Annotated in this window: 20 protein-coding genes; 7 read left to right on the top strand and 13 right to left on the bottom strand. The window is 42.3% G+C overall.

The genetic code is table 11. The features are described 5' to 3' along the window. Positions 1-7 precede the first annotated feature (7 nt). Entirely contained in the window at positions 8-1,069 is a 1,062-nt protein-coding gene (gene mtnA / locus MKX71_RS07365) for an S-methyl-5-thioribose-1-phosphate isomerase (protein ID WP_046380979.1), read from the top strand. A gap of 33 nt (positions 1,070-1,102) precedes the next feature. Here the strand turns inward: mtnA and MKX71_RS07360 are convergent, their stop codons facing one another. The 3 genes from MKX71_RS07360 to kinE form a co-directional block, all read right to left on the bottom strand. After that, entirely contained in the window at positions 1,103-1,228 is a 126-nt protein-coding gene (locus tag MKX71_RS07360; RefSeq protein WP_339231915.1) for a hypothetical protein, read from the bottom strand. An 89-nt stretch (positions 1,229-1,317) separates the two neighbouring features. Further along, positions 1,318-1,815, bottom strand: coding sequence for a methylated-DNA--protein-cysteine methyltransferase (gene ogt, locus MKX71_RS07355; RefSeq protein ID WP_339231913.1), 498 nt, complete (start codon positions 1,813-1,815; stop codon positions 1,318-1,320). Beyond that, positions 1,812-4,028 carry a PAS domain-containing sensor histidine kinase gene (kinE, locus tag MKX71_RS07350; protein WP_217011470.1) on the bottom strand — a complete coding sequence of 739 codons (2,217 nt, stop codon included), beginning with the start codon at positions 4,026-4,028 and terminating at the stop codon, positions 1,812-1,814. Before kinE ends, ogt begins: the two co-directional genes overlap by 4 nt. A 252-nt stretch (positions 4,029-4,280) precedes the next feature. Here kinE and MKX71_RS07345 point away from each other — a divergent pair, with 252 nt between their 5' ends. Next, positions 4,281-5,303 (top strand): acyltransferase family protein, encoded by a 1,023-nt coding sequence (locus MKX71_RS07345; RefSeq protein ID WP_003245573.1) that lies wholly within the window; start codon positions 4,281-4,283, stop codon positions 5,301-5,303. A gap of 40 nt (positions 5,304-5,343) precedes the next feature. On the opposite strand, the gene MKX71_RS07340 is transcribed toward MKX71_RS07345, so the two are convergent. From MKX71_RS07340 to htpX, 4 genes are all read right to left on the bottom strand, one after another. Further along, the gene (locus MKX71_RS07340; RefSeq protein WP_029317708.1) at positions 5,344-5,526 is read right to left on the bottom strand and encodes a hypothetical protein; all 183 of its coding nucleotides are present in this window, start codon (positions 5,524-5,526) and stop codon (positions 5,344-5,346) included. A gap of 2 nt (positions 5,527-5,528) precedes the next feature. Next, positions 5,529-5,684 carry a hypothetical protein gene (locus tag MKX71_RS07335; RefSeq protein WP_003232510.1) on the bottom strand — a complete coding sequence of 52 codons (156 nt, stop codon included), beginning with the start codon at positions 5,682-5,684 and terminating at the stop codon, positions 5,529-5,531. Between the two features lie 144 nt (positions 5,685-5,828). Beyond that, the gene (gene ktrD, locus MKX71_RS07330; RefSeq protein ID WP_003244672.1) at positions 5,829-7,178 is read right to left on the bottom strand and encodes a Ktr system potassium transporter KtrD; all 1,350 of its coding nucleotides are present in this window, start codon (positions 7,176-7,178) and stop codon (positions 5,829-5,831) included. A gap of 173 nt (positions 7,179-7,351) precedes the next feature. Continuing rightward, positions 7,352-8,248: a protease HtpX gene (gene htpX, locus MKX71_RS07325; protein WP_029317707.1), complete on the bottom strand. Its 897-nt coding sequence runs from the start codon at positions 8,246-8,248 to the stop codon at positions 7,352-7,354. A 170-nt stretch (positions 8,249-8,418) separates the two neighbouring features. Here htpX and htpK point away from each other — a divergent pair, with 170 nt between their 5' ends. Beyond that, positions 8,419-9,120, top strand: coding sequence for a transcriptional regulator HtpK (gene htpK, locus MKX71_RS07320; RefSeq protein WP_015252224.1), 702 nt, complete (start codon positions 8,419-8,421; stop codon positions 9,118-9,120). Positions 9,121-9,250: 130 nt separating this feature from the next. Further along, entirely contained in the window at positions 9,251-9,445 is a 195-nt protein-coding gene (gene sspD, locus MKX71_RS07315) for an acid-soluble spore protein SspD (protein ID WP_003218568.1), read from the top strand. A 10-nt stretch (positions 9,446-9,455) separates the two neighbouring features. Here the strand turns inward: sspD and rsgI are convergent, their stop codons facing one another. The 4 genes from rsgI to MKX71_RS07295 form a co-directional block, all read right to left on the bottom strand. Continuing rightward, entirely contained in the window at positions 9,456-10,601 is a 1,146-nt protein-coding gene (gene rsgI / locus MKX71_RS07310; RefSeq protein WP_015252225.1) for an anti-sigma-I factor RsgI, read from the bottom strand. Then, positions 10,598-11,353 (bottom strand): RNA polymerase sigma factor SigI, encoded by a 756-nt coding sequence (sigI, locus tag MKX71_RS07305; protein ID WP_003245855.1) that lies wholly within the window; start codon positions 11,351-11,353, stop codon positions 10,598-10,600. The genes rsgI and sigI overlap by 4 nt, the downstream gene beginning before the upstream one ends. A gap of 263 nt (positions 11,354-11,616) precedes the next feature. Beyond that, positions 11,617-12,591 carry a TerC family protein gene (locus MKX71_RS07300; RefSeq protein ID WP_014479617.1) on the bottom strand — a complete coding sequence of 325 codons (975 nt, stop codon included), beginning with the start codon at positions 12,589-12,591 and terminating at the stop codon, positions 11,617-11,619. A gap of 76 nt (positions 12,592-12,667) precedes the next feature. After that, positions 12,668-13,333, bottom strand: a complete 666-nt coding sequence (locus MKX71_RS07295) for a DedA family protein (protein ID WP_339232036.1) — start codon at positions 13,331-13,333, stop codon at positions 12,668-12,670. 180 nt (positions 13,334-13,513) lie between these two features. Between MKX71_RS07295 and MKX71_RS07290 the strand changes: the two genes are divergently transcribed. The 3 genes from MKX71_RS07290 to MKX71_RS07280 are packed head-to-tail and all read left to right on the top strand — an operon-like array spanning position 13,514 to position 18,727. Then, entirely contained in the window at positions 13,514-15,916 is a 2,403-nt protein-coding gene (locus tag MKX71_RS07290) for an EAL domain-containing protein (protein WP_128992276.1), read from the top strand. A gap of 36 nt (positions 15,917-15,952) precedes the next feature. Continuing rightward, the gene (locus MKX71_RS07285) at positions 15,953-16,888 is read left to right on the top strand and encodes a Ku protein (protein ID WP_339231910.1); all 936 of its coding nucleotides are present in this window, start codon (positions 15,953-15,955) and stop codon (positions 16,886-16,888) included. A 3-nt stretch (positions 16,889-16,891) separates the two neighbouring features. Next, entirely contained in the window at positions 16,892-18,727 is a 1,836-nt protein-coding gene (locus tag MKX71_RS07280) for a DNA ligase D (protein ID WP_069837465.1), read from the top strand. Positions 18,728-18,752: 25 nt separating this feature from the next. Here the strand turns inward: MKX71_RS07280 and MKX71_RS07275 are convergent, their stop codons facing one another. Together MKX71_RS07275 and MKX71_RS07270 are read right to left on the bottom strand one after the other, a co-directional pair. Beyond that, positions 18,753-19,766, bottom strand: coding sequence for a glycosyltransferase family 2 protein (locus MKX71_RS07275; RefSeq protein ID WP_021479427.1), 1,014 nt, complete (start codon positions 19,764-19,766; stop codon positions 18,753-18,755). A gap of 12 nt (positions 19,767-19,778) precedes the next feature. Beyond that, positions 19,779-21,473, bottom strand: coding sequence for a DUF6044 family protein (locus MKX71_RS07270; protein ID WP_014479610.1), 1,695 nt, complete (start codon positions 21,471-21,473; stop codon positions 19,779-19,781). Between the last annotated feature and the right edge of the window lie 29 nt (positions 21,474-21,502).

Below are 21,502 nucleotides of genomic sequence, written 5' to 3'. Positions count from 1 at the left end.
TCTATTCATGACCCATTCATTTGCTGTTCCACGTTCTGTTGAATGGAAAGAAACAGCTATTACCATTTTAAATCAGCAAAAGCTTCCTGATGAGACGGAATATTTGGAGCTGACGACGAAAGAGGATGTATTTGATGCGATTGTCACGCTCAAAGTAAGGGGCGCTCCGGCGATCGGCATTACGGCTGCCTTCGGACTGGCGCTTGCTGCCAAAAACATTGAAACAGATAATGTCACGGAATTCCGCCGCAGACTGGAAGACATCAAACAATATTTAAACAGCTCACGGCCTACCGCCATTAATTTGTCATGGGCGCTTGAGAGACTGAGTCATTCGGTCGCAAACGCGATTTCCGTAAATGAAGCAAAAACAAACCTTGTCCATGAAGCCATTCAGATTCAGGTTGAGGATGAGGAAACGTGCCGGTTGATCGGCCAAAACGCCCTGCAGCTTTTCAAAAAAGGCGACAGGATCATGACAATCTGCAATGCCGGCTCAATCGCGACAAGCCGCTATGGAACGGCGCTAGCTCCGTTTTACTTGGCCAAACAAAAAGATTTGGGATTACACATTTATGCCTGTGAAACAAGGCCTGTCCTGCAAGGTTCACGCCTTACTGCTTGGGAGCTGATGCAGGGGGGCATTGATGTCACTCTGATCACAGACAGCATGGCTGCCCATACGATGAAGGAAAAACAAATTTCCGCTGTTATCGTCGGAGCCGACCGAATTGCAAAGAACGGTGATACGGCAAATAAAATCGGCACATACGGTCTTGCTATTTTAGCAAACGCCTTTGATATTCCGTTTTTTGTCGCCGCACCTTTATCTACATTTGATACAAAGGTCAAATGCGGCGCTGATATCCCGATAGAGGAACGAGATCCCGAGGAAGTCAGGCAGATTTCCGGAGTTCGGACCGCTCCATCCAATGTGCCTGTCTTTAATCCCGCTTTCGACATTACACCTCATGATCTCATTTCAGGAATCATCACAGAAAAAGGGATTATGACCGGAAACTATGAAGAAGAGATTGAACAGCTGTTTAGAGGAGAAAAGGTGCATTAAAAAACCGCCGGACTTTGCTCATTTGGAGCCGAGTCAGCAGTTTTTTTGTTTCTTTTTGTTAACATTGATGATTTCATCTTTTTGAGCGCTTGATAAGATATGCAGTTTCACAAACAGTTCGGCAAAAACGGCAAGTTTCTCAGAGCGGCTCGGCTTCAATTGCTTTGTCCTCCTTTTTCACCAGACCAACTTTTTTAACTTAATAAAATGATATGTCGGCCGTGAAAAAAGGGAACGTGCCATATGTTTTATTTTTCTTTATAGGAGATTCGCTCGATGTTTAGCAAAAATGCTTTGATCTCCGTTTTGGTTCCGGCGTATCCTGTTAACGCACTGTTTTTGCCGATCACTCTGTGGCACGGGACAAAAATCGGCAGGTCGTTACGTTTATTAGCCTGTCCGACAGCGCGCACCGCTTTCGGACTGCCGACCGCAGCGGCAATATCTGCATAGCTTCGGGATTCACCATATGGAATCCTCTCCAGCGCCTTCCACACTTTTTGCTGAAAAGGAGTGCCCTTTTGGCTGAGCGGCAGGGAGAATGTCTTCCTTTCGCCTGCGAAATATTCTTGAAGCTGTTGTTTCGCTTCTGCAAGATTAGATGTTTCCTTGTGCTCAGTATTCTGAACCGTTTCTTTCCAATCCACCCAATCTTCCTGACTGAGAAATAGACGAGTGATCCGGTCATCCTCTTCGGCAATGATAAGTTCACCGAGCGGCATTTCGGCTGTCGTATAGTAGTTCATTCATCATCCCTTCTTTCTTCAGCATTCTGTCTGACAGGAAGCGTAATATGGAAAACGGTGCCCTTCCCTTCTTCACTTTCTACCATAATTTCGCCTTGATGTTCTTCAATAATTTTATAGCTTACCATAAGCCCAAGTCCAGTTCCCCGTTCCTTTGTCGTATAAAACGGTTCACCAAGCCGCTTTAATTTATCTTCTGTCATTCCGATTCCCTCGTCTTTTAAGGAGATAAGAACATGATCTTGATCCAATGCCTTTATCGTTACAAAAATATTTCCGCCGTCAGGCATCACTTCGATGGCGTTTTTTAATATATTGATAAAAACCTGTTTCAGCTGATTCGGTTCACAGTAAATCGGGGGAATGTCGTCAATTAAATCAAGTTGCATTTGTACATTGCTGAGATTGGCTTGCGCATTTAGAAGGTCTATCGTGTCCCTCATAATTTGGGTAACATGTTTTTCCTCATACATAATGGCCTGGGGCTTAGCTAAAATCAAGAATTCGGTGATGATGGATTCGATGCGCTTTAGTTCTGAGGTGATCACGTTGAAGTAAAGGGCGTAGTCTCCCTCGACACTCCCTTTCAGAAGCTGAATGAAGCCTTTAAGAGCAGTCATCGGATTTCTGATTTCATGAGCAATGCCGGCTGCAAGTTCGCCGACAACATGAAGGGTATCTGATTTGCGCAGGCGCTCCTCCAATTCTTTTCGCTCTGTTACGTCTTTAAAGATAGCCAAGTTCATATTTTGAATAATATTCCGTTTAAATGAGAATTCGAGTTTTCTGTTATCACCGCTGCTCAGCAAAAATGGAATTTCGTTGTCCATTTCATCAAAATTAATCTGCCTTGCCGGTGATGCCAGATTTTCTATTTCATAAGCAGAAATAATGTCTAACAGGCTGTGCTGTTTGATCTCTTCATGTGACAGGCCCAAAATATGGCTTGCCAACGGGTTGGCGTCGATGATCCTGTATTGATTGTCGAACAATACATTGCCGTCCATTGAGCCGTTGAACACTTTTCTGAATTTCAGCTCGCTTTCCCGAAGCTCCTTTTCCATCCGCTTTCTGTCGCTTACATTTCTTAAGATCGTCAAATGCTGATTTTCAAGGATTGTCCGTTTTGAAGTAAATTCAAGCTCTTTGAATTGGCCGTTCCCCATTTGAAACAGCAGCTCTTCTCTGATCTCTCCGTATTTTGCGTATTTCCTCTTCGTTATGCTGTATTTCTGCTGCGAGTCAACGAGAAAATCACACAGCTTTCTTTTCAACAGCAAATTCATCGGCAGCTCAAAAATTTTACAGGCTGATTGATTCGCTTTTACGATTCTTCCGTCATTCGACCAGATGATGATGGCGTCCATTGCATTTTCAAAGATTTCTCTGAAGCGCTCCTCACTTTTAAAGAGCTGTAGCTCCATAGACCGCTTCTCTGTGATATCCCTCATAATGGACATATAAAAACCGCTGATGATGTTTGATGTAATCGTGAATTCAAATAGTTTTTGAACTCCTGAACGAAGCTTGACAGGCAGCTCCCCCTTCGCTTTTCCCTTGCGGTTGAGCGCCTTCCAGATATTGTCGAAATCTTTTCGTGAGCCGCTGTCTATGAACTCATACAACGATAAATGAGACAGCTCATTATGATTGATTTCAAAGCTTTTACAAAAGGACAAATTGGCATCAATAAAACCGCCATCTTTATCAAACAGGACGATTCCGTCAACTGCTCTGTCAAACAAGTCCTTAAAAAGCTGTTCATTCATAGAGAATTCCCGCTCCAGAATCTTCTTAGAAGATATGTCCCTCATGACAACAAAAAAGAAATCCTCGCCAATACCTCTTTTGGCCAGAAACTCTATGTATTTTGTTGCCCCGCAATCAAGCCTGATCGGAACCTCCTTCCACAGAAAGCCTTTTTTAAAAAACTTCTTTACGGAAAGATTCAGTTCATCCTTTGGGATTGAAAACAAAAAATCCAAAACAGAACGCTTTTTCAAATCTTCCGAGTCAACTTGAAGCATCCTTTCTGTTGCTTCATTTGCCTGAACAATCCGCATTTCGTTATCACAAATAAAAATAGCATCGAGCGTATTGTTGACAATCACTTGATGCTGATTCAATTCCTTTTTCAGTCGCGCGTTTTCTTTTTTGAGGCGATTCAGTTCCTCTCGCAGCTCCGAGTTTGTCTGGACACCAAGAGTTTCCATGCATGTACACTCCTTCTTCAAAACCTATCCTTCAATATTTCTACAAAATGCGGGAACTTCCTTCATTTGCCCTATAAATTTCAGAAAATTTCAGCGCCATTACATTACGAAGACATTTTCTACGATCCTTACCATCACTTTACATCGACCTAACAATCAGCATTTTTTTAGATTCCTTTTTCATCTTTTATTTTAAAATATGTACCAGCAGGGAATAATCTCTTAGTGACTGATGAAAGAGAAGGTGATGCTATGAGTAAATCGCGGGACAGTTATTTCGATAACGCAAAATTTTTATTGATATTCCTTGTTGTATTCGGTCATATCCTTCGTTCCTTTATTAATGATAATCATTTTATGCTCTACCTCTACAAGTTCATTTACACATTCCATATGCCTGCATTTATTCTTGTATCCGGTTATTTCGCGAAAGGCTTTAAACGGGCGGGATATGTAAAAAAGCTGGCGGTCAAGCTGATTATTCCGTATTTGATTTTCCAAATCATTTATTCCGTCTTTTATTACATTATGCAAGATGAAAGCATGGCAAATGTGAACCCGATTGATCCGCAATGGTCGTTATGGTTTCTTGTAAGCTTATTCTTTTGGAACCTGCTCCTATATCCTTTTTCAAAGCTTTCAAAGCAGTGGGCGCTGTTTGTCAGCTGCGGAATCGCCGTGCTGATCGGTTATCTGGACTTTGTCAGCAGCACGCTGAGCTTGTCACGGACATTCGTATTCTTACCGATGTTCCTTGTCGGTTTTTATTTAAATAAACATCATTTTGATTTATTGAGATCAAAACGCGGCAAACAAATTGCGCTCGGAGTGCTTGCCGCAGTATTCGTCATCTGCTGGGGCATCGATTTTGACTATTCTTTTCTGTTTGGTTCAAAACCGTATTCTTCATTTGGAGACGTTACCCTGGTAAGCGGACTATCCCGAATCGGCTGGTATGTACTCGCCTTTGGGGCAACCTTCAGCTTTTTAGCGCTTGTTCCGCAAAAACGGTATTTCTTTACCAAATGGGGAACCCGGACATTTTACGTGTATCTGCTTCACGGGTTTATTATTAAGACATTACGACAGGTCGGGCTTGAGGATTGGCTTACTGACTATCAAAGCTTAGTGATCCTCTTGCTTTTAACAGCAGCCCTGACATCAGTCCTCTCCAGCAACTTTGTTAAGACAGTCGCTCAGCCCTTCATTGAGCTGAGGATGACCAGCTTATTGCAATTTGTCAGAGGAACGGGCAAAAATGCTTATTTAAAATAGAAAAGCACCTCTTAAGCGGACGCCGCCTAAGAGGTCTTTTTTATTGGTGTTTTTTATTTTTGTTTTTTTCTTTTTTCTTTTCAGGCTTGGTGACTTCCAGCGTTTCGATGATCTTCCCGGCATTGTAATCCCCAAGTTCACTTGAGAACTCTTCCTCCAGCACCTTTTTATTCATAGGTTTTTTATGATTTTGCATGTCTTTGCTATGACGGTTTTTCTTCACAATTACATGCCTCCCTGCTGGCCCTGTTTGGAATTGCGGTTTGCCCCTCTAAAATTGGGGTCATCATGATATTGTGTCTTATATGAATTAGGGTCCATGCTCTCGGTAGGTGTATTGTTATTTTTAATGGCTTCATTCACTTCAGCTTTACGCTTCATACGAATCCTCCTCGCCAATTTTCAGACATTTTAAGATGCAGGAGCGTAAATTGCACCTGTCGAAGTTAGGTTCTCCAACTGAACAGGAGGCACACATCTTTTTTTTGGCAATCAAAAAACACCGCAAAATATGCGGTGTTTTGCCTATCCGATAATCACTCTTTCTTTCGGATAGTGATAATTCGCTTCAATTTCCTTTCTTCCGATCAGATACAGGAAGGTCAGGATGCCGATTCGCCCGATAAACATGACAATCATAATGACGCATTTTCCAACACTGCTCAAATCTGCCGTAATTCCAAGCGACAGGCCGGTTGTACCGAATGCCGAGCACACTTCAAACAAAAGCTCCAGCAGGGAATGCTTTTCTGTAATGGTCAGAATGAGTGTCGCGCCAAAAACGAGCAGGATCGCCATCATCGTGACAACAAGCGACTTCATCAAGTCAGCAGGGTGAAGCTCCCGTTTGAATACCTTTACGGCCTTATTGCCGCGGGCAAAATGAAACAGCGCAAGAAGGTTCAAAGCAAAAGTCGTTGTCCGTATGCCTCCCCCGACTGAGCTTGGCGACGCTCCAATAAACATCAGCGCACAAATAAAAAAGAGTGTGGAATCTGATAATTGGCTGATATCGATTGTTGCCAGTCCCCCGCTTCGGGTTGCCGTTGATTGAAACAGGGACAAAAACAAAATATCATGCCATGATTTTCCTGCGAACGCATGGTTTGCTTCCAGGGCAAAGATGCCAATGGCTCCAAACAAGACAAGTGAGCCGAACGTAATCGTCGTGATCTTTGTAAAAAGCGTAAATGGATAACGCCGATGCTTTGAAAACAGGAAATCCTTTACTTCAACAAGCACGGGAAATCCAATCGCTCCAAATATAATTAAAAGCATTGTAATAAACTGCACAAAGTAATCGTGGCGAAATGGAATCATCGAATTACCGGTAATATCAAATCCGCCGTTTGTCGTTGCACTGATACTGGCAAAAAATCCGTGTAAATAGGCTTCCTGATAGGAGTCATAGTAGGTTAAGAAATATGTGCCGAGTATCAGCCCGCCAAAAAATTCAATCCACAAGATCAGAAACAGTACCTGCTTCATCAGATTGACAATTCCTGAAAACTGGGATTGGTTTTGATCAACCATAATCAGCTTCCGTTCTTTCAGCCCGATTCGTTTTCCCATGATCAGCCAAATGAACGTTCCGAGCGTCATAATTCCGATTCCGCCAAATTGCAGAACAAATGCTAATATAAAAATCCCTATTGTGCTGAATGTATCAGCTGTATCAACAACTGTCAGTCCCGTTACACTGACTGAACTGACAGCTGTAAAAAGCGCATCAATAAACGTCCAATCCGCCCCCGGTTTATGGGCCGCCGGCAAACTCAGCAATATAACGGCCACAGTAACTGCAAGAAAATAATATAATGCGATCAGCTGGGCCGGTGACAAGGCCTGTATCAATTTTCCAAACTTTAATCTCATGTAAAATCCTTCTGCCTCTCTTTTTAAGTACGGTAATTATTCTAAAGATATTAGGTCCATTTTTAAAGGCTTTTACGAAACATTTTCTTAACTTGCTTATTTTTTTATGATTTTAGTCAATGGATAAAATAAAAAACCTCTGAGAATTCTCTCAGAGGAACAATGTGTTTGTATTATTTAGCTTCCAGCCGTCTGATTCGCTCATCTAAATCAGGGTGAGTAGAGAAAAGTGAAGAGCGCTTCTTGCCATTAATCTTTAACGTTTGGACAGCTGTCTGATCGTCTTCCATAATCCGGGAAGAATAGCTTTTAAGCGTCCGCAGCGCATGAATCATCTTGTCCTTGCCGGCAAGATCCGCTCCTCCTCTGTCAGCATGGAATTCACGATGGCGTGAATACGCAAACACAACCAGGCTGCCAAGTATCGAAAAGACAATCTGAAAAATAATCATTGCAATAAAATGAACGATCGGCGCTAGATCTTCTTTGACAAAACGGCTTGCTATCCAAGCAGCGATACGCGATAAAAAGACGACAAAGGTATTAACGATACCTTGTAAAAGCGTCATTGTTACCATATCACCATTTGTGATATGCGCGACCTCGTGGGCAAGCACACCTTCAACCGCTGCGTCATCCATCTGCTCCAGCAGCCCTGACGATACTGCGACAAGTGAACGGCGTTTTGACGGTCCAGTCGCAAACGCGTTTACTTCAGGTGAACGGTAAATCCCGACTTCCGGCATTTTCGTTAAACCGGCAGAGCGGCTTAATCTGTGAACACGTTCAACCAATTGCTGTTCCTCATAGCTGAGCGAGTGTTTTTTCGGATTCAGCACTCTGACACCCATCATCGTCTTTGCCATCCATCTGGACATCGCAAGAGACGTAAAGGAACCGACAAATCCAACGACTAAACTGAACACAAGAAGCGCCATTGGATCGATACCGCCATCAGCTGTAAAGTACGTCCCGACTCCTGTAACAGAGCTTAAAACAGACAAAACGATCCCGATTGTTGTAAGCACCAAAATATTCGTTAGAATAAACAGAAAAATTCTTTTCGCCATAACAACCTCCGTTATTTTAAGTTCAAAAGAACCCGTATATTTAAATTATAAAACATCCATTTGAAAATGCAAGGAATTCGACGTATGATGTTAATGTAATTTGCTGACGCTTGAATTTTGAACTTATACATAGACCTATATCCGCGTCAAATTGTTTAAAGAGGTGAACAATGAACATTTTTAAACTCTCTCGAACCGATATGGTGCGGCTGCTCTATTCCCTAAAAGGACAAGGAGAACATAGCCCGCTCGACATTCTCGTCCAATCAGCGAACATGTCAGCAGAAAAAGCAGCCAATCATCTAGAAATTCCTGAATTTCTTACAAGATATGAACGAAAAAAACAGAAAAAAGAATACGGACTGTCTACAAATGAAATCGTAGAGCTTGGCAACTTATGCGAGCTGACTTCGTTAAAGTCAACCGCAATTCAAAACTGGGTAAAGCGTGATATCAAAGATCTGATCGGACACCCTGAGCTGGGCAAAAAATACTCAGTTGAACAGGCAGTTATTCTTTTAATTGTACGTGATTTAAAATCCATTTATGACTTTGAACACATACGGGCTATTTTAAAAGTGGCCTTTAACACAATCTCAGACAGATCTGATGATGTCATCAGCCCGATTGCTTATTATGAAAGCTGCGCATATGTGCTTGATGCCATCCATCACCAAGATACTCCTTCTATGAAAGAATCAAATCTGCAGGAGATCGCCGAACAGGAGACAGAGCGTCTCCGTCACCGTTTTGAAGAACTGAATGACAGCCAATGGCTTAAAATCAGACAAATTATCGCCATTACAGTCCTCTCCATTTTGACGTTCCATATTCAGGCAACCGCACATAAAATGACAGCAGACATTCTATAGTCTGCGTCACCTCGGCTTAGAGGCCGGGGTTTTATTTTTCTCCACAACAATTGCCAGCATAAATAAACCCCGTATATTTCAAACTAAATACGCGTTAAGAATTTCTTTATCGAAAAAGGAGATGAAAAAGATGGCGAGCAGAAATAAACTCGTTGTTCCAGGGGTGGAGCAGGCACTAGACCAATTTAAACTCGAAGTGGCTCAAGAATTCGGTGTGAACCTTGGTTCTGATACAGTCGCACGCGCTAACGGCTCTGTAGGCGGAGAAATGACAAAGCGGCTGGTACAGCAAGCACAATCACAATTAAATGGCACAACTAAATAAATTCAGGTCTTTATTCGCCGGGGGCACTCGGCGAATCTTCATTTTGAGCTGAATGATTATCACTGCTGTAGCCGTTTGGATTACGTCGGTCTGAAGCGTTATCCCTTCTGGACGAAGAACGGTTCTTGCCTTGTTCACCATTGTTCCAGTCCCTGTGATATTGGCTTTGACCCTTGTCAGCGCCGTTATTTTCATTTCCTTTATCTTGAGGATCTTGTATTGGGGTTTGCTCATGGTCCCCATCTTTTTCGGTATTTGTATTTTCATCTGATTCCTTTATTTTTTTATCTTGGTCACTATCATCAATCTGGTCATCCGCTTTCTCTTCTTTCTGGTCTCCGGAATCCGCATCATTCAGCTGTTCATTATCTCCTTGCTTGCTGTCCTGGGTGTCAGTTTGATCGGTGTTTTCATCCTCATTTTCATCACTCTTTTGATCCTCTTCCCCGGATGGTTTGCTGGAGTCATCTTTTAAATCTTTATTGTCATTCTTTTCATTTGATTTGATGTAGCTGCCTGTTGAGACGCCTTCTTTCTTCGCTTTTTCCCTCGTTTGCATATCTGACTCGAGAGATTCCATGCGGTATGTCGTTTTATATTTTTCAGTCACATCATTCAGCTGTTTTTTCACAGCCTTTTTATATGTATTGTCTTCTGTGTTTTCATAAACAGTGGAAATCAATATTTCTTTCGATTTCTTTACATACCCGTGTTCACTGCAGTCGGTTATAATATCGTCAATCACCTTTTTAAAATCAGTCTTCTCCCAATCATCTATATCATTCACGACTTTCTGTCCCTCATCGTTTAGAGGCGTCAGTTCAATCACTTCATAATCGCTGTTTAACGCCATTTCGACGCTTGGATTGATATCAATTGTCATATACGCATAGGCCTTATTATTAGAAAAAACGGGGAGAACTATAAAAATAAAGAGCATAATAGCAGTCATCGTAAAAATCCCCATTTTGAAAGGGCGCAGTTTAAAAAAATCAAAAAAGCTGGCCCTTCTGCCCATGCGTGTTTCACTCGGAAGCATGATTTCTTCTCCGATTTCATAGCTGTGTCGATCATTTTTGGCTTTTAAAAATTGTCCGTCAGGGGTCAGCAACGTGACGAATTTTTTATTTTTCTCTACTATAATCCCTCTTCTCATGAGTGCAGCACCCCTTTAAGATAATCTTTTAAATAAATATAATCACCCGTAATGATAATACACATCGCAATAATATATTTTCTGTTTCTCTCAATCGTTTTTCGGCTCACAGAGACAAGCTGTTCAAGCTGTTTGACCGGAAGCTGCTTCTTTGTATACAGGATAGCGGCCAATTCTTCATGTTCAACAAGCGTCATTGCCACCTTTATGGCGTTTTGCCTTGCATCCGTGTGCTTTGGAGAATTTTCAAGCAGTTCTTTAAACGATAAACCATAATCCTTGAGCTGCTTTTGAAAATAGAGGATTTCCTCCCGCCTCTGCTCCTGTTCAATCTGACGACGGTATTCATCAATGGAAAGCTCGGCTTCAATCAGGCTTTGTGATGACTCCTGATCGTCTCCTTCCTGTAAATCGATATTTATATTTTGTGCGCTTCTGGCTTCTTTTCTAATGTAATCAATGACTTTTCTTTTTATAATAAGCTCAGCAAATGCGAGCAGAGAATTTCCTTTTTCAGGTGAATATTTTTCTATAGCTTCATTAAACGCGATCAGTCCAATACTGAACTCATCGTCTTTTTCATCTATATATCGTTTACAAACGGATGAAACCGTCTTTGCGATAAATGGCTTATATTGCTGTATTAATTCATTTTGCAGATCTTTATTGCCTTTTTGTATACTCTCAACAGCTTTTTCAAGTGTTTGCTTCTTTTTTCCCAATTTAAACAAAAGGCTAAGCACTGGTTTCACCTCAGTTCCTCCCTATAACTACTCATTAATGATAGCTAATTTGATAGGGATTCGCAAAGGAGAAAAAGAAATATTGATTTCCAATGTCTCAATTATGACAAACCATTCTGACGTCCTATACATGATTTCGTGCCTTTCTAAAGAATTAAGGGGGTTTTATGCGTGTTTTTTGTAACAAAGATGTTATAAAAATGTTATTTTATTTCGCTTATGAAAACGCTTCAAACACAAAAAGACTCTGCTTTTAAGCAGAGTCTTTCAGATTACGCCCGTTCACGGGTGCTGTTTCTTTGTTCGTTTTGTGCGCCCTCCGGCTGTTTTTTCCCACCTGACATAAACCAGCCGCAAACCGCGATTGCTGCTAAGACACCCCAGAATATCAGCTTCCATGTTCCAGAATGAATAAAGTGCTCAGAAACAACCGCTATGTCGCGATGGGCAAGCGTATATAAAGCAAGCTTCACTCCGACCCAGCCGACAATCACAAAGGCTGCTGTTTCTAGGCTTGGACGTTCCTTTAATAACTTCACAAACATGGAAGCCGCAAACCGCATGATCACCAGTCCGATGATACCGCCGGCCAAAATGACGAGAAATTGTCCTCCGTCAAGTCCGCCGATCTTCGGGAGTGATGTCCCAGGAAGTGTAACCGCCAGCGCTACTGCTGCTAAGATGGAATCAACAGCAAACGCGATATCTGCCAGCTCAACTTTTAAAACAGTCGGCCAAAAACCGCTTTGCTTCGTCTCTTTATGTGTGTCTTCTTTCTTAAATACATATCTTTTCAATAAGTGGCTTGCTGAGATATACAGCAAATAGATCGCGCCAATCGCTTGAACCTGCCATACGTTGACCAAGAAAGAAATTGCAAATAAAGAGCCAAATCGCAGAACAAAAGCCCCTGCCAATCCATAAAATAACGCTTTTTTTCTTTTTTCCTCCGGCAAATGTTTTACCATTACCGCCATAACCAGCGCGTTATCGGCGGCTAAAATCCCTTCCAGCCCGATCAAGACGAGAAGAACCCAACCATACTCTAATAATAATGCTGCATCCATAAATGATACCCTCCCAAAAAAGTTGTTTTCTTTCTCTTCATCCGATCTTATGCCGGCCGGACCATGCAAAAAAGACCTTTGCCGACATAAGGCAAAGGTCTTGCTAGACATGAATTCAGGCATGCCAACAAAGCCGATGGATACAATCCATGAAATGACGACTTTGTTTCCGGAATACATTCCGGACGCTACTCCCCTTTGGGATTTCAAGAAATATGATTTTATACGTCAATGATATGCGCAGCGCAATGATTTGTCAACGCTTATTTTTTAAAAATACAGATAATTGTTCGGAATGCGTGCGTTTCTTCCTCTTTTTCATCAGTAAGTAGAGCAGGAACAGCGACAAAATCGCTATCCCGATCGGAAGCATATATTGATCAAGAATAGAGCCGACTTCCTTCCAATTTTCACCGAGCTTCACACCGAGATAAACATATACAAATGTAATCGGAAGCATAGCAATGAATGTATAAAGCGAAAACACCCAAACATTCATTTTTGCAATTCCGCACGGTATGGAAATCAATGTCCTGATGCCAGGCAAGAAACGGCCGCTGAAGGCGACAAAGCCTCCATGTTTTTTGAAAAAATTATCTGACTTATCAAGCGCTTCAGGTTTAATAAAGAGATACTTCCCAAAACGTTCAAGAAACGGCCTTCCTCCGTACCGGCCTATCCAATACAGCGTAAGCGGACCGGCCACTCCTCCAAGCGATCCTGCCAAAACAACGCCAGCAAGTGTCATATCGCCTTTAGATACCCAATAGCCCGCAAGCGGCAAGACGACTTCGGCCGGAATAAACTCAATGCTGAGCGCTAGAAATATTCCAAAATAAGATAAGCTTTTAAATGCTTCTATCCATGACATAACCAGCTCTTCGATAGCCACCAACTCCCTTGTTTCATGTTTATGTATTATACATTTTTGTTTTTTCGGAAAACGTCAAGATGATTTTAACACATTTTTCACGGTCAGTTGAACTAAAAATAGATCTCCCTCGTATTTCTATCGTTTTGAAGGCTGAAACTCTGCGGTTAAGCAGCCGATAATAAAGAGAGTCAACAAGACTGGAACACACGATACGGGGGGAATCTCCATTTGGAAATACACGTTACATATAATACGACTCTCATATGTTTATCTATTCTAATTGCCTGTACCGCCTCGTATATTTCCCTTGAACTTTCAAGGAAAGTCACCATCAATACAGGCTTAAAAAGTAAAATTTGGCTGATCGGCGGCTCACTTATTATGGGATTCGGTATTTGGTCAATGCATTTTGTAGGGATGATGGCCGTCCATATGGAAATGCCGATGGAATATGAATTCATGCCTTTAATGGCAGCCATTGGCGCATCTGTTTCGGGATCATTTGTGTCATTATATTTTGTCAGCCGGCACATTCTTACATATTACAGACTGCTTACCGGATCAGTTGTGCTTGGCGCATCTATTGCTTCTATGCACTATATCGGAATGTCTGCCATTTCCCGGGTAATGATTATTTACGAACCTATTTTATTTACAGTTTCAATTATCATTGCGATTGCAGCCTCTTTCGTCTCGTTAAAAATATTCTTTGACTTGGCCGTAAAAAAACATTCTGAGCATCTTATATTCTATAAAGTCGTCAGTTCAATTGTAATGGGCATTGGGATTTCGGGCATGCACTACACAGGGATGCTTGCGGCAACTTTCCATAAGGACATGGCTCCGCCCGGAAGCCATATGGAGGTGCAAACGTTTCATTGGTCAATTTTTGTTACTTTAATTATTTTTTGTATCCAAACGTTATTGTTATTCAGTTCCCATGCAGATCGAAAGTTTATTAAACAGAGCGAACGCATAAAGGATAACGAACAGCGATTTCAGTCTTTAATCGTCCACAATATTGATGCAATCTTTATTTTATCATTAGAAGGAAACATAATATCTTCCAATCACGCTGGTGAGGAAATGATCAGCAAATTTGGCTTCAGCATGCATGACTGGAGGAATTACACATCACTGAAGATTAAGCGCCTTTTTGAGCAAGTTAAAAAAGATAAACAAGCGATGAACAGTGATGGCGAACTTATCACTGAAAAAGGCCAGTTTCACTTAAATATTACTCTCATACCTGTTGAGGTCAATCAAGAACTGGACAGCATTTATGTCATTTGCAAAGACATGACGAAGCAGTACAAAGCAGAAAAAGAAATCCATAGAATGGCTCATTATGATTCGCTTACAGACTTACCTAACAGAAGACATGCCATCTCTCATCTAACAAAGGTACTGAATCGCGAGCATACCTTGCATTATAACACCGTTGTTTTCTTTCTCGACTTAAACCGGTTTAAAGTGATTAACGATGCATTAGGGCATAATGTCGGGGATCAACTGCTTCAGTTTGCGGCTAAACGTTTGTCATCTGTAGTCCCTGATAACGGATTTATCGCCCGTCTTGGCGGTGATGAATTTATTATTATATTAACAGACGCCAATACAGGAACAGGCGAAGCAGATGTTTTAGCAAGAAAAATTATCCAAATATTCAAAAAACCTTTCAAAATTCAAGATCACACCCTTGTCACATCTGTCAGTATCGGGATTGCGATATCTCCAAAAGACGGGACGGATGGCCTTGAATTGATGAAAAAGGCTGATATGGCGATGTATGCGGCTAAAGAACGAAACAAAAGCAAATACAGATACTATTCTTTTTCAATCGGCAACAAAGAAACCGTCAAGCTTAACCAAGAGATGGTACTCAGAGAAGCAATCGAAAACGATAGATTTGTCTTGCATTATCAGCCGCAATTCAGTGTAAAAAAACAAAAAATGACAGGAGCAGAAGCACTGATACGCCTTGTGACACCAGACGGGCAACTGCGTCCGCCCGGAGAATTCATCGGTGTCGCAGAAGAAACGGGACTTATTATTGATATCGGAAAGTGGATTATAGATGAAGCATGCAAGCAGGCAAGGATTTGGCACGACAAAGGCTATGATCTTTCTGTCGCCATTAATATTTCCGCCAGACAGTTCCAATCCGAAGATCTGATTCCCCTCATCAAGGATACGCTTAATAAATACCAGCTTCCTCCGCAGCTTCTTGAAGTGGAGGTGACGGAAAGCATGACAATGGACAATCTCGATCACTCCAAAAAGGTTTTGTCATCTCTTACAGAATTAGGAATCAGAATCAGTATTGACGATTTCGGTACTGGTCACAGCTCCCTTAGCTATTTGAAGGACTTCCCGATTCACAGGCTGAAGATTGACAAATCATTTATTGACGATATTCAGACCCATCCTAAATCAGAGCAAATTACCGGAGCTATTATTGCCATGGGGCATCAGCTGTCTTTGCAGGTGATTGCCGAAGGTGTGGAAAATGCAGCTCAAAAGCAGCTTCTATATGAAAAAGGCTGCGACCATTTGCAGGGCTTCTTTTTCAGCAGGCCAATACCTCCGGAACAATTCGAACAATTCATTATTGAACAGCCGTCGCAATAACAGCGCCGGCTTTTTTTCACCCATAAGTTACTACACATGAATTGTACTCCTTCTCTTCACACTAAAGAAAAAAAGGGGTTTATCGATATGCATACAATGTGGAAGGGATCGATTAGCTTCGGATTAGTAAACATCCCCATCAAGCTATATGCGGCCACAGAAGATAAAGATATTAAACTGCGCAGCCTCCATAAAGAGGATCACGCACCAATCAAATACGAGAAAGTTTGCACAAATTGCGAAAAAACTCTTAGTCCTGATGAAATTGTGAAGGGATATGAATATGTAAAAGGGAAATATGTAGTGCTGACGGACGAAGATTTAAAAAGCTTAAAACAGGAGCATGAGGAGAAAGCAGTTGAGATTGTTGACTTTGTTCAGCTTCAGGAAATTGATCCGATTTACTTTAACCGCTCCTACTTTGTCGGCCCCGGGGATAATGGGACGAAGGCCTATACCCTGCTACGTGAGGCGCTACGCTCAACCGGAAAGATCGGTATCGCTAATATGACAATCAGGTCAAAGCAGCAGCTGGCGATTCTCCGTGTTTATGAAAATTGTATCGTCATGGAGTCTATCCATTATCCCGATGAGGTCAGAAGCGCCGCTCATGTCCCAGGTGTACCTGATCAATCGAATGTAAACGATAAGGAACTGCAAACTGCTATCACATTAATAGATGAACTGACTGCTGAGTTTGAGCCTGAGAAATATGAAGACACGTACCGACAGGCGCTGCTGCAAAGAGTCAACGACAAGCTAGAAAATAAAGAAACGGCTGTCACTCCTGATAAAGCGCCACCTCGTGAAGATGTCATTGACCTGGTAAGCGCTCTGCAAGCCAGCATCGACAGAACCAGAAGGCCGAACCGGGAGACACCGGCTGCCGCACCTGCACAAGCCGCTGAACCGAAAGGAGCCGGAGATAAAAAACAAAAAACAACTAGAAAAAAAGCCTCCGGCACATCATAGCGCATGGCGTTTACCATGCAGCCGGTTTTAACTTCGTCACCGCCAATCGGAGCAGAATGGCGTTACGAAGTAAAATATGATGGGTACCGCTGTATTCTCCGCATCCATTCTTCAGGTGTGACCTTAACCAGCAGAAATGGTGTGGAGCTCAGCAGCACCTTCCCTGAAATCACACAATTCGCCAAAACTGCCTTTCAGCACCTAGAAAAAGAGCTTCCGCTGACACTTGACGGTGAAATCGTATGTTTGGTGAATCCCTGTCGTGCAGATTTTGAACACCTTCAAGTGCGGGGGCGTTTGAAAAGGCCAGACAAGATTCAGGAATCGGCAAACGCGCGGCCGTGCTGCTTTCTCGCCTTTGATTTGTTAGAGCGAAGCGGAGAAGATGTAACGCTTCTTTCGTATTTGGACCGCAAAAAATCGCTGCGTGAACTCATATCCGCAGCAAAGCTTCCTGCATCTCCAGATCCTTACGCAAAAGAAACCATTCAATCCATTCCCTGTTATGATCATTTTGATCAACTCTGGGAGATGGTAATAAAATATGACGGAGAAGGAATTGTAGCGAAGAAAACAAACAGCAAATGGCTTGAAAAGAAGCGGTCGTCCGATTGGCTCAAATATAAAAACTTTAAACAAGCTTATGTTTGCATAACAGGGTTCAACCCTAACAACGGGTTTCTGACGGTATCGGTGTTAAAAAACGGAATAATGACACCGATTGCCTCTGTCTCGCACGGAATGCGCGATGAGGAAAAAAGCGCTATACGCGAGATTATGGAACAGCACGGACATCAAACACCCTCAGGCGAGTTTAAGCTTGAACCTTCGATTTGTGCAGCTGTTCAATACTTAACAATTCTCCATGGCACATTAAGAGAGGTATCGTTTATCGGTTTCGAATTCCAAATGGACTGGACCGAATGCACGTATGCGCAAGTCATACGACACTCCAAACCGGTTCACCCAAAACTCCAGTTCACAAGCCTGGATAAAATCATATTTGAAAAGAATAAAAAAACAAAAGAAGATTTTATTCAGTATATGATTGAAGTCAGTGACTACCTGCTCCCATTTCTGAAAAACCGGGCTGTCACCGTCATCCGCTATCCGCATGGATCTAGGAGCGAATCATTTTTCCAAAAAAACAAGCCGGACTATGCGCCGGATTTTGTTCAGTCCTTCTATGATGGAAGCCATGAACATATTGTCTGTGAGGATATGTCTACATTGTTATGGCTTTGCAACCAGCTTGCTTTGGAGTTTCACGTTCCTTTTCAAACCATTAAAAGCAGGCGTCCGGCTGAGATTGTCATTGATTTAGACCCGCCTTCGCGAGATGACTTTCTTATGGCCGTGCAGGCCGCAAATGAACTGAAGCGGCTGTTGGATTCCTTTGGCATCACATCGTACCCGAAGCTGTCCGGCAACAAAGGCATCCAGCTTTATATTCCCTTGTCTCCCGAGGCATTTACGTATGAAGAAACACGCCAATTTACGCAGCTAATCGCAGAGTACTGCACCAATGCATTTCCCGAGCTCTTTACCACTGAACGCTTGATTAAAAACAGACACGGCAAATTGTATCTTGATTATTTGCAGCATGCAGAAGGAAAAACGATTATCTGTCCCTATTCGACGAGAGGAAATGAGCTTGGGACTGTTGCAGCCCCGCTCTACTGGCATGAGGTGCAATCATCTTTAACACCCGCTCTGTTTACAATTGATACGGTCATCGATCGAATTAAGAAGCAGGGCTGCCCATTTTTTGATTTTTACCGCAACCCGCAAGACGAACCGCTTAGCGCTATATTGCATCAGTTGAAGAAAAAGAGCTGACTAATGAAGTCAGCTCTTTCCGTGTTTAACTGTACTTTTTTTCTAACCGCTCTTTTTCCTGGCGCTGAAGCGGGCTCAGCTGTTCATTATACAAATCAATATCAATCGCGTATTTCGGCCGTCTTTTCACTTCAGAAAAAATCGTTCCAATATACTCTCCGATGATTCCAATTCCCATCAATTGCAGCCCGCCCAAAAACCAAATGGATATGATAAGAGACGCCCAGCCTGCATTCGTATGGCCGAGCAGCTTTTGAATAAACGCACCAATCCCTGCCACAGCGCTGAGGAAAAACAAAACAAACCCTAAAAGCGTAAAGAATCGAATTGGTGCGACACTGAATGAAGTAATCCCGTTAAAAGCGAAGGATAGCATCTTTTTCAGCGGATATTTCGTTTTGCCGGCAAAGCGTTCCTTGCGGTCATACAAAACTTCGGCCGATTTAAAGCCGATCATGGGGACAATACCTCTTAAAAACAGATTCGCTTCCGGATAACGCTCGAGCTCTTCGAGGGACCTTTTATTCATTAAACGAAAATCAGCATGATTATAAATTAATTTAATCCCAAGCTTATTCATGAGACGATAAAACCCTAACGCGGTCGTGCGCTTGAAAAAGGTATCGGTTTTTCTGCTCCGGCGTACACCGTAAACGATCTCGCAGCCCTCATGATATTTCAGCATAAAATCCCGGATCACAGAGATGTCGTCCTGAAGATCAGCATCGATCGAAATGACGCAGTCTGACCTATTCTTCGCTTTATGCAGTCCGGCTAAAAGCGCTTTTTGGTGGCCGACATTGCAGGCTAATTTTAAGCCGGTAACCTTCTTGTTTCTTATGCTCTCCATAGCAATTAAAGCCCAAGTGCGGTCTTTGCTGCCATCATCGACAAACAGAATTTTACTGTCTTCAGCAATTAATTTTTCTTCAATTAAATCATCTACAACCTCTGTCAGCTGACAGCTTGTTTCTTGAAACACTTCCTCTTCATTGAAACACGGAACGACGATGGTTAATACTGGCTGTGACTGTTTCAATCGATATCCTCCTTATCTTGTTTCATATAAATAAATGCGCCAGGCGGAATCTTTATGGTCAAACGTCTTTACGAGCGCGAGATGGTTTTGTTCAGCATTCATGATCGGAACTGAAGAAAAAATGTACCGTCCGCCCATTTTTTTAAATACATCTGTATTTAATTGAAGGTTGTTGATCGTTTTCTTCGAGTTCTTTTTGAAATCATATCGTTTACCGAGTTCATCGACAAAAAGGTAGCAGCGGCTGCCCCATTCATCAAAGTATTGTTTCAGCCGAGAATTTTTTTCCAGCTCTTTTTCGATGATTTTCCTAAATTCATATTTATATGAGAGCGGATACAGATTGTTATACGTATCTAACGTATAAAACCCGTTATATTGGGCGATAGACGGATGCAGTCCGATGCTCGCCACCCTGTACGAATCCTGCGGACGTCCGATATATTCCTTAATCTCTTTGAATTGCTCCGATGCATAAAACTCCTTGAATGTCGGCGCGTTGTAATGAACGCCATACGTATATTCTTCATTAAAAGGCGCCAACACCATCAGCTGTGCAGCGACTGCGGCGTACACAAGCCATTTCCATCCTTTCCCCATCCGCCAAATGAGATATAAAGCAAGCGCAAAGCTCACGTATATAACAAGCGGCCGAAGAAAATGAAAACGGGCAAAATTAAATTCAGCTAAAAAGGCAAATTTCTGCTTTGGAACAGCCCAAATTTTGTTGAACCAAAACGCATACCATAATGACAACCCGTAATTAAGCACACATAAAAACAGATAAACATTTTCTGGCTTTGTCCGATTTCGTTTGAACAGCAGAGCAGCAAATACGACCAGCAGGATCGGAAGGATGACAACGGTATGAACGGTCATCACATGATTATGGCCATAGACAAAGTTTTTTACGGATAGCCGAAGAGAATGCCAAACGTCATGCCTCGATGAGATAAATTCGATACGATGCATCGGTGCGTGTTCAAACAGCATCGAATAGACAAGCCGATATTCAACGAAAAGATAGATACTCGTCATAAATGCAATACTGCCTAAGAACATCAAATTCCATCTTCTTTTTGTAATGGCATCATACAGCCAAAAACACGCCATCCCTGCCAGGAAAAAGAAGAAGCCTAGAACAAAGCTTGAGTATAGAGGGAGCAAGCCCAGCGTCAGCCACTCTCTCCATGAGATATCCCCTTTTCGGATATTTAAAAAAGCCCACAGTGCCAAAGGGTACCCAAGCGTACTCAGCATTCCCGAAGGCCAGAACGGTGTTAAGGCAAATGCAAGTGATACGCCAATTCGGATGAAAGCCGCTTTTGGTTCCGGGATTATATGTTTCTTCAGCAGCACATACATTCCAAAAAAAGCGACAACTCTTGTAACCGTCTGGCTTATTGCATAGGCGGTCATGGAAGAAAAGAAAGCATGGAGCCAAACAATTCCGCTCCACTCGGTGCCAAAGGCATCCCGGGGCAGCCCGTTAATGATTTGCGGAATGGCAGCGTCAACCTTGCCGACGATTTCTCCGCTATCGGCCAGAACCTTGTACCAAGCGATGTTGGAATCTAAATTATCGTGGACCCGGATATGGGCATCTTCCTTTAAAATAAAAAGCGGGGATACATACAATAAAAGTAGAAATAATGCGATCCAGAGATAATATGTTTCTTTTTTTTGTTGTCTCATCAATCGTAACATTGCTTACACATCCATTTGTTATTCTGACT

The sequence above is a fragment of the Bacillus sp. FSL M8-0071 genome (genome assembly GCF_037975455.1).
In the GTDB taxonomy this organism is placed as follows: domain Bacteria; phylum Bacillota; class Bacilli; order Bacillales; family Bacillaceae; genus Bacillus; species Bacillus subtilis.
Note: the sequence above shows the minus strand (reverse complement) of the source record. Positions and strands in the feature narration are given on the sequence as shown.